Raw genomic sequence first — 9,079 nt, forward strand, 5'->3', positions numbered from 1 at the left:
TCTCCTCGACGCGCTCCTCGACGAAGGCCTTGTCGCGGCTCTCGCGCCGGAGCCCGAAGGCGATGTTGTCCCAGACGGACAGGTGCGGGAACAGCGCGTAGCTCTGGAACATCATGTTCACGGGGCGCTTGTTCGGGGGCACGTCCGAGATCTCCTGGCCGCCGAGCAGGATGCTCCCGCTGGTCACCGACTCGAACCCGGCGAGCATCCGCATCATCGTGGTCTTGCCGCATCCGGACGGGCCGAGGAGGGCGAAGAATTCGCGCTCGTAGATCTTGAGCGACAGATTGTCGATGGCGGTGAAGTCGCCGAAACTCTTGGTGACGTTGCGGAACTCGATCAGTGGTTTCTGATCGGTGTCCGTCCATGGGGCAAAGACGGTCTGGGCCATGCGGGATCGGATCCTGTCAGGTCAAAACGCCCGCGCCGGGTCTCCGGCGCGGGCTGTCATCGGGTCGCGGCTCAGGTGCCGGACTTGATCTTGGTCCAGAGGCGGGTGACCTCGCGCTGGACCTTCGGATCCCACGGCGTCGTGGTGAAGGTGTTCTCCATCGCCTCGGGCGTCGGATAGATCGCCGGATCGCCGATCACGTCCTCGGCGAGGAATTCCTGCGAGGCGAGGTTGCCGTTGGCGTAGTAGACGTAGTTCGATGCCGCCGCCATGTTCTCGGCGTCCATGATGAAGTTCAGGAACTTGTGGGCGGCGTCCGGGTTCGGCGCGTCGACCGGGATGGCCATCATGTCGAACCACATCTGCGCGCCCTCGTCGGGGGCGTAGTAGGAGATCTCGACGCCGTTGTCGGCCTCGGCCGCACGGTCGCGGGCCTGCAGGATGTCTCCGGACCAGCCGACCGCGACGCAGATGTCGCCATTGGCCAGAGCGTTGATGTACTCCGAGCTGTTGAACTTCTGGATGTAGGGGCGGATCGGGTCGTAGACCGCCTCGGCCTTGGCGATGACCTCGGGGTCATGGCTGTCGGGATCCTCGCCGATGTAGTTCAGCGCGGCCGGGATCATCTCGGACGGCGCGTCGAGGAACATCACGCCGCAGGAGGCGAGCTTTTCCATGTTCTCGGCCTTGAACACGAGATCCCACGAGGTCACGGGCGCGTCTTCGCCGAGCACTTCCTTGACCTTGGCCTCGTTCACGCCAAGCCCGGTGGTGCCCCACATGTAGTTGATGGCGTGTTCGTTGCCGGGGTCGTATTTCGAGGTCCGCTCCGAGATCACGTCCCACATGTTCTCGATGTTCGGCAGCTTCGACTTGTCGAGCGGCTGGAAGGCGCCGGCCATGATCTGACGCTGCAGGAAGGTGCCGGTCGGAACCACGACGTCGTAGCCCGAGCCGCCCGCGAGCATCTTGGTCTCGAGGACCTCGTTGCTGTCGAACACGTCGTAGATCAGGTCGATCCCGGTTTCTTCCTCGAACTTGGCCAGCAGGCTCTCGTCGATGTAGTCGGACCAGTTGTAGACGCGGACTTCCTCGGCCTGGGCCATTCCGGCCGACAGTGCGAGGATCGCGGTGAAACTCAGAAGGGGTTTCTTCATCATGTGCTCCCGTTGGACAGGGGGTCTTGTCGCCCCGTGGCCTTTGGATTTGATCAAATGTTGCGGCGCATGGCAACATGCGAGATGTTTTCATGGCCCGCCTGAGCGTGCAAGATGGGTTCGCGGGCGGTTTGGTCAAACGGGAGGCAGATGGTGAACATGCGAGCAGACGGTGCTGGACTGCCGACCCACGAGGTCGTCTACCGCCAGTTGCGGGACATGATTCTGTTCGGCGAGCTGGAGCCGGGACAGCCGGTCACGATCCAGGGTCTGGTCGAACGGCTCGAGGTCGGAATGACCCCTGTACGCGAGGCGTTACGCCGGCTCATCGCCGAGGGCGCGCTGGTGTTTCAGGGCAATCGCCGGATCATCGTGCCGGTGCTTGGCGTGGCCTCGGTCGAGGAGCTGACGCTGGCCCGCGTGGCGCTCGAGCCGCAGCTTGCCCGCAGGGCGGCATTGCGTTGTCAGGGCGGCGAGGTGCAGCGGCTGCGCGAGACCGACGCGCGGCTCGACGCGGCCATCTCCAAGGGCGACGTGCACGGCTACCTCGTGGAGAATCACCAGTTCCACGCCGAACTGAACGCGGTGGCCGCGGCGCCGATTCTCACCGACCTCGTCGAGGGGCTGTGGCTGCGCTTCGGGCCGTCGCTGCGGGTGGTCTGCGGCCAGTTCGGTACGCGCAACCTGCCGGACCAGCACAAGGCGATCCTGTCGGCGCTCGAGGCCGGCGATCCCGACGCCGCGGCGAAGGCCATGGAGCAGGACGTCCGTCAGGGCATGGACCAGATCTCGGCGGCGCTGCGGGCGGTGTGACGATCGCCTCCGGCGCGCTGCCGTAACGTCCGCCTGACGCGGCAACCGGGCCGTGAGTGAGCGATTCGATTGACAGCAAATAATTTGATCATATTCTGCCGCGCAAACCCCTCGACGATTCAGGAGACGCGGCCATGACGCTCATTTCCACCAACACCCCGACCGCCGAATTGCAGGCGCTCGACGCCGCTCACCACGTACACCCGTTCACCACCGGCGCTGATCTGGCCAAGAAGGGCGCGCGGGTGATCACCCGTGCCGAGGGCTCGTGGCTCACCGACAGCGAGGGCGAGCGCATCCTCGACGGCATGGCGGGGCTCTGGTGCGTGAACATCGGCTACGGCCGCAAGGAGCTTGCCGCGGCGGCCCCGCGCCAGATGGAGGAGCTGCCCTATTACAACACGTTCTTCCAGACGACTCACGTCCCGGCGATCCAGCTCTCGGCCCGCATCGCCGAGCTTGCGCCGGGCAACCTGAACCACGTGTTCTATGCCTCGTCCGGGTCCGAGGCCAACGACACCAACATCCGCCTCGTGCGCACCTACTGGGCCGAGAAGGGCCAGCCCGAGCGGCAGGTCATCATCTCGCGCTGGAACGCCTACCATGGCTCGTCGCTGGGCTCGATGTCGCTCGGCGGCATGAAGGGCATGCACGGGCAGGGCGGCGTGGTGCCGGGCGTGCACCACATCGACCAGCCCAACTGGTGGGCCGAGGGCGGCGACATGAGCCCCGAGGAGTTCGGGCTGGAGCGCGCGCGCCAGCTCGAGGCCGCCATCGAGGAGATCGGCCCCGAGAAGGTCGCGGCCTTCATCGCCGAGCCGGTGCAGGGCGCCGGCGGCGTGATCATCCCGCCCGAGACCTACTGGCCCGAGATTGAGCGCATCGTGAAGAAATACGGCATCCTGCTGATCGCCGACGAGGTGATCTGCGGCTTCGGCCGGACCGGCAACTGGTTCGGCTCGCAGACCATGGGGATCACGCCGGACATCATGACCATCGCCAAGGGCCTGTCCTCGGGCTACCAGCCGATCGGCGGCTCGGTGCTGTCCGACGAGGTGGCCGAGGTGATCTCGGGCACCGAGTTCAACCACGGCTACACCTATTCGGGTCACCCGGTGGCCTGCGCCGTGGCGCTCGAGAACCTGCGCATCCTCGACGAGGAAGGCATCGTCGAGAAGGTCCGCGAAGAGACCGGCCCCTATCTCAAGCAGAAGTTCGAGAGCCTGACCGAGCACCCGCTGGTGGGCGAGGCCAAGATCGTGGGCTTCATGGGCTCCATCGCGCTGACCCCGGACAAGGCCAGCCGTGCGGCCTTTGCCTCGGAGGCGGGCACCGTGGGCTACATCTGCCGCGAGCGCTGCTTCGCCAACAACCTGGTGATGCGCCACGTCGGCGACCGCATGATCATCTCGCCGCCGCTGGTGCTGACCCGGGAAGAGATCGACGTGCTGATCGCGCGCGCCTGGAAGTCGCTCGACGAATGCCACGCCCGGCTCAAGGCCGAGGGGCTGATGGTCGCGGCCAGCCGCTCCTGATCCGGATTGCGCGGCGCCCGGCAAGGGCGCCGCGCCCTGGTCTCAGTGGGCCATCATCTCGGCGGCGACCTCGTTCCCGGTCAGCGACGCGGGATAATAGGTCGGCCAGTTGGTCACCTCCTCCAGCAGTGCCGCGCGGTCCTCGCCCCAGTAGAGGTGGTAGTGCCCGGCTTTCTGCGGCGCGATGATATGGTCGCTGAACTGGATGTAGGCGGGCGCGGCCGCGTCGCCCGCGTCCTTGCGGGAGATGAACCGCACGCCGCGGTTGCCCTTGGCGTATGTCAGCACCTCGTAGCCGTCATCCGCGTAGCTCCCCGAAACCGACCCCTCAGGCCCGAAGAAGGTCACCTCGTTGCCCTCGATCAGGATGCGGTCGACGTCAGTGGCGTAGCCGGTCTCGTAATAGGCGCGGTACTCCTCGGCGCTCTTGTCGCCGTGCTCGGCCTTGTGCTGCATCACCGGGTCGAGCGTGCCGTCGCCCAGCAGCGGGTAGACCGACTGCCAGTCGCCCTCCCAGTCCGACAGCGCGCGGTTGGCGATCTGCGCGTCGTCGAAATAGCCGCGGTAGATGTCGTCATCCCCATGGGCGTGTTCGTGGTTCTGCGCGTCCGCGTGGTCATGAGCGTGATCGTGGGATTCCGCGGCGGCGGGCAGGCCCAGCAGCGAGGCGCCGAGGGCGAGGGCGAGAAGGGGTTTGGACATGGAGGATCCTTCCGGATTGATTCGGTATGTTATATCGTAACACACCTCGGATACCCGCCGCCCCGCCCTCTGGCAATCCCGCAAAGACAGGAAAGGGCGCCCGTCCAGGGCGCCCCATCCTCCATCGTCATGGCGTCACTCAAGAAAACGCGCGTCAGCTCACCAGATGTGGTGCGCCGGTCGCCATGTTGGTGCCGATGTAGGGCTTCTTGGCGCCCTTCCAGGCGCCGAACCCGCCTTCCATATGGGCGATCCGGGCAAGGCCCGCGTCGATCGCCCTGCGAGCCACGCGCTCGGACCGGACGCCCGAGCCGCAATGGAAGACGATGCGCTTCTCGCTCTGTCCGGGCAGCTTGTCGGGGTTGAAGAAGGCCATCGGCATCAGGAGTGCGCCCTCGATATGCTCGAACATGAACTCCTGGGGCGTGCGCACGTCGATCAGAATGATCTCGTTGCGGTTGAACGCGGCGGCGACCTCGTCCACGGTCCATGTCTCGAGAAGGGCGTCTCCGACCTGTTCGGTTTTCATCGCGCGGATCCTTTCGGCGGTTGCGGGATATTCATTCCACAAATTGGATGTATCCGGCCCTCCTTCAAGGGCGATGCGACGAGACGGCGCGGGCGGTTCGCATCTGGCGGGAAATGATCACGGGACGGGCAGTGGCACGGGGGAATGCCTCCTCCCCGAGCGTGGGCACGCTTTTCGGGATGCGTTCGGCGCGAAACCGGGGTCTCTAAAAGGGAAAGGCCACGGCCGTTTGCGCGGCATGCAGCACGAAAAGAACAAGACGACGGAGGCGGGACATGGTGGATTTCATCGCGATGGAAGCGTGGGTCGAGTTCGCCGTGCGCTGGCTGCACGTTGTCACGGGCATCGCCTGGATCGGATCCTCGTTCTATTTCATCGCGCTCGATCTCGGCCTGCACCGCGACCGCAACCTTGCCTCCGGGGCGGATGGCGAGGAGTGGCAGGTCCACGGCGGCGGCTTCTACCACATCCAGAAATACCTCGTGGCGCCCGAGCGGATGCCGGAGGACCTCGTGTGGTTCAAGTGGGAGAGCTACGTCACCTGGCTCTCGGGCTTTGCCATGCTGGTGCTGGTCTACTACCTCGGGGCCGAGTTCTACCTCGTCGACCCGCGGGTCATGGACCTGCCGATCTGGGGCGCGATCCTGATCTCGCTGCTGTCGCTGAGCGTCGGCTGGCTGGCCTATGACGTCCTCTGCAAGTCGACGTTCGGCGACGACAACAACCGCCTGATGCTGTTTCTCTTCGTGGTGCTGCTGGCGATGGCCTGGGGCTACATGCAGGTGTTCTCGGGCCGCGCGGCGCTGCTGCATCTGGGCGCCTTCACCGCGTCGATCATGACGGCGAACGTATTCTTCATCATCATGCCGAACCAGCGCATCGTGGTGGAGGATCTCAAGAACGGCCGCATCCCGGATCCGAAATACGGCAAGATCGCCAAGCAGCGCAGCACCCACAACAACTACCTCACCCTGCCGGTGCTGTTCCTGATGCTGTCCAACCACTACCCGCTGGCCTTTGCGAGCGAGTACAACTGGATCATCGCGAGCCTCGTCTTCCTGATGGGGGTCACCATCCGGCACTTCTTCAACACCATGCACGCGCGCAAGGGCTTGCCCTACTGGACGTGGCTGGTGACGGCGCTGCTGTTCCTCGCGATCATGTGGCTCTCGACGCTGTCGCTGCCGGGCGAAAGCGACTGGGAGGCAGAGGCCGAGGGGCCATCGCGGCGCTATGCCGAGGCGGAGGGGTTTGCCGAGGTGCAGGACATCGTTCTGGGCCGCTGTTCGATGTGTCACAGCGCCGAGCCGGGGTGGGAGGGCCTCTACTGGGCACCAAAGGGTGTCCATCTCGACAGTGCGAAGGGCATCGCCGAGAACGCGAAGGCCATATATCTGCAGGCCGGTTTGAGCCGGGCCATGCCGCCCGCGAACCTGTCCTTCATGGAAGATTCCGAGCGTGACGTCATTCGTCGCTGGTTCAGGGCGGCGACGGAAGGCTAGGGCGTTTCAAAGCCCTCTGGGCGGTCATCCGCGGCAGTCGGCGGCGGGTGATCCTTGGGTCTTTCAGGTCGTGAAGCGCAGCGCGTCAGCTGTTCTTGAAAACGGCGGACACCGGGCGGAACCAGGTCTGAGCAAAGCTCTCGCCGTAGAATGCGGCGATTGTCTCGTATGCGAAGCGTGTAACGGGCATCTTGTTTCTCCAGTAATTTGGCGTTTTTTTGCTCGAGTGACGGATGCAGCAATACTGCGACCACCCTCGGCGACAGGGTAACATTGTTTCGTTAACGCTCCGACCGATACTTTGGTTCTATGGGCAAAGGGCCCCGCCGAGGAGGCCACATTCCCCCGTTTCAGAATCGCGGATCGGCTGCTAGGTATAGTGGGATGAACACCCACGCCCCCAATATCAGCCCTGAATCCCGTCCCATCATCCGGCAGCTTGATGAGTCCGCGATCAACCGTATCGCGGCGGGCGAGGTCGTCGAACGGCCGGCCTCGGCAGTCAAGGAGCTGGTCGAGAACGCCATCGACGCGGGCGCGCGCCGAGTCGCGATCGAGATCGCGGACGGCGGCAAGACCCTGATCCGGGTCACCGACGACGGCTGCGGCATGCGCGCCGACGAGCTGCCGCTGGCGCTGTCGCGGCACGCCACCTCGAAGATCGACGGCAGCGACCTGCTCGACATTCACAGCTTCGGCTTCCGGGGCGAGGCGCTGCCCTCGCTGGGCGCGGTCGGGCGGCTGACCATCCAGAGCCGGGCCGCGGGCGAGGAGGGCGCCGAGATCTCGGTCGCGGGCGGGCAGACCGGCGGCGTGAAGCCCTGCGCGCTGAACGGCGGCACCGTGGTGACCCTGCGCGATCTCTTCTACGCGACGCCGGCGCGGCTCAAGTTCCTGCGCACCGACCGGGCCGAAATGCAGGCGATCTCCGAGGTCATCAAGCGGCTTGCCATGGCCGAGCCCTCGGTAGGCTTCACCCTGCGCGACGTGAGCGACGGCAAGGATCGCGTCACCTTCCGCGCCGACCCCTGCTCGGGCGATCTCTTCGACGCGCTGCGCGGGCGGATGGGGCAGGTGATGGGCGCCGAGTTCACCGACAACGCGCTTTCCATCGACGCCGAGCGCGAGGGCTTCCGGCTGACCGGGCTCGCGGCGCTGCCGACCTATTCGCGCGGCTCCTCGGTGGCGCAGCATCTCTTCGTCAACGGCCGTCCGGTGCAGGACCGGCTGCTGCACGGCGCGCTGCGCGGCGCCTACGCGGATTTCCTCAGCCGCGAGCGGCACCCGGCGGTGGCGCTCTTCGTCGATTGCGACCCGCACAAGGTCGACGTGAACGTGCACCCGGCGAAATCCGAGGTGCGCTTCCGAGACCCTGGCATCGTGCGCGGGCTCATCGTCTCGGCGCTGCGCCACGCGCTGGCCGAGGCCGGGCACCGTGCCTCGACCACCGTCGCGGGCGCCACGCTCGGCGCGATGCGGCCCGAGCCGCAGCCCGCCGCCGCGCCGCGGGTCTACCAGATGGACCGCCCGTCGCAGGGGGCGCTCTCCAGCGCCTGGCGGGCGCAGGCCCCGGCGCCTCAGCCATACACCCCGCCTGCGCCGCAGCCGACGTCGGGCTTTGCCGAGTTCTCGCGCGATTACTCCGGCCGGGTCGATGTGGTCGAAGAGCCCGAGCAGCCCGCCGAGGCGCTGCCGCTCGGTGCCGCGCGCGGACAGGTGCACGAGAATTACATCATCGCGCAGACCGCAGACGGCGTGGTCATCGTCGACCAGCACGCCGCGCATGAGCGGCTGGTCTACGAGAAGCTCAAGCGCCAGATGGCCGAGCGCGGCGTCGCGGCGCAGGCGCTGCTGATCCCCGAGATCGTCGAGTTCTCGGCCGACGACCTGTCGCGGCTTCTGTCCGTCGCCGACGAGCTGTCGCGCATGGGGCTGACCGTCGAGCCCTTCGGCGGCGGCGCCGTCGCGGTGCGCGAGACGCCCGCGATCCTCGGCGAGGTCAACGCCAAGGCGCTGCTCAACGACATTCTCGACGAGCTCGCGGACTACGGCTCGAGCCAGCTCGTGCAGGAGAAGATCGAGGCCATCCTCAGCCGCGTCGCCTGCCACGGGTCGATCCGCTCGGGCCGCCGGATGCGCGCCGAAGAGATGAACGCGCTGCTGCGCGAGATGGAGGCCACGCCGCATTCCGGCCAGTGCAACCACGGCCGCCCCACCTATGTCGAGCTCAAGCTCTCGGACATCGAGCGGCTGTTCGGGCGCACATGACCGAGACTCTGGCGCCAGTTCTGAACGACCCGCGGCTGTTGCTGGCGGCGGTGCTGGGGGTGCTGCTGCTGGTCATGCTGCTGGCGATCCGCGCCGCCAACCGCGCCGGGCGCATGGCGCAGCCGCTGATGCAGCTCTCGCGCCGGGTCGAGGCACTGGGCGAGGGGCAGGAGCGGCTCGCC

At 66.4% G+C, this 9,079-nt stretch carries 8 protein-coding genes and 1 pseudogene; 5 read left to right on the plus strand and 4 right to left on the minus strand.

Annotated elements, in window-relative coordinates; genetic code table 11:
* On the minus strand, positions 1-391 hold a 391-nt coding region (locus tag HC022_RS13185; protein WP_167452745.1), incomplete at its 3' end, for an ABC transporter ATP-binding protein.
* A gap of 71 nt (positions 392-462) precedes the next feature.
* Positions 463-1,548, minus strand: a complete 1,086-nt coding sequence (locus HC022_RS13190; RefSeq protein WP_167452746.1) for a polyamine ABC transporter substrate-binding protein — start codon at positions 1,546-1,548, stop codon at positions 463-465.
* 150 nt (positions 1,549-1,698) lie between these two features.
* Here HC022_RS13190 and HC022_RS13195 point away from each other — a divergent pair, with 150 nt between their 5' ends.
* Both HC022_RS13195 and HC022_RS13200 read left to right on the plus strand, forming a co-directional pair.
* The gene (locus tag HC022_RS13195) at positions 1,699-2,361 is read left to right on the plus strand and encodes a GntR family transcriptional regulator (protein ID WP_167452747.1); all 663 of its coding nucleotides are present in this window, start codon (positions 1,699-1,701) and stop codon (positions 2,359-2,361) included.
* Positions 2,362-2,495: 134 nt separating this feature from the next.
* On the plus strand, positions 2,496-3,896 hold the full coding sequence (locus HC022_RS13200) for an aspartate aminotransferase family protein (protein WP_167452748.1): 1,401 nt from the start codon (positions 2,496-2,498) through the stop codon (positions 3,894-3,896).
* A 42-nt stretch (positions 3,897-3,938) separates the two neighbouring features.
* Here the strand turns inward: HC022_RS13200 and HC022_RS13205 are convergent, their stop codons facing one another.
* Both HC022_RS13205 and HC022_RS13210 read right to left on the minus strand, forming a co-directional pair.
* Positions 3,939-4,598, minus strand: coding sequence for a metal-binding protein ZinT (locus tag HC022_RS13205; RefSeq protein ID WP_167452749.1), 660 nt, complete (start codon positions 4,596-4,598; stop codon positions 3,939-3,941).
* 154 nt (positions 4,599-4,752) lie between these two features.
* Complete coding sequence (locus tag HC022_RS13210) at positions 4,753-5,127, minus strand: rhodanese-like domain-containing protein (RefSeq protein WP_089955918.1); 375 nt, start codon at positions 5,125-5,127, stop codon at positions 4,753-4,755.
* Between the two features lie 275 nt (positions 5,128-5,402).
* Here HC022_RS13210 and HC022_RS13215 point away from each other — a divergent pair, with 275 nt between their 5' ends.
* The 3 genes and pseudogenes from HC022_RS13215 to HC022_RS13225 form a co-directional block, all read left to right on the plus strand.
* Positions 5,403-6,629, plus strand: coding sequence for a urate hydroxylase PuuD (locus HC022_RS13215; protein ID WP_167452750.1), 1,227 nt, complete (start codon positions 5,403-5,405; stop codon positions 6,627-6,629).
* Positions 6,630-7,013: 384 nt separating this feature from the next.
* Positions 7,014-8,897, plus strand: a complete 1,884-nt coding sequence (mutL, locus tag HC022_RS13220; RefSeq protein ID WP_167452751.1) for a DNA mismatch repair endonuclease MutL — start codon at positions 7,014-7,016, stop codon at positions 8,895-8,897.
* Positions 8,894-9,079: pseudogene (locus HC022_RS13225) on the plus strand (DNA recombination protein RmuC); the annotation flags it as partial. The gene mutL and the pseudogene HC022_RS13225, both read left to right, overlap by 4 nt.

This window comes from Salipiger sp. HF18 (assembly GCF_011806505.1).
Lineage (GTDB): Bacteria > Pseudomonadota > Alphaproteobacteria > Rhodobacterales > Rhodobacteraceae > Salipiger > Salipiger thiooxidans.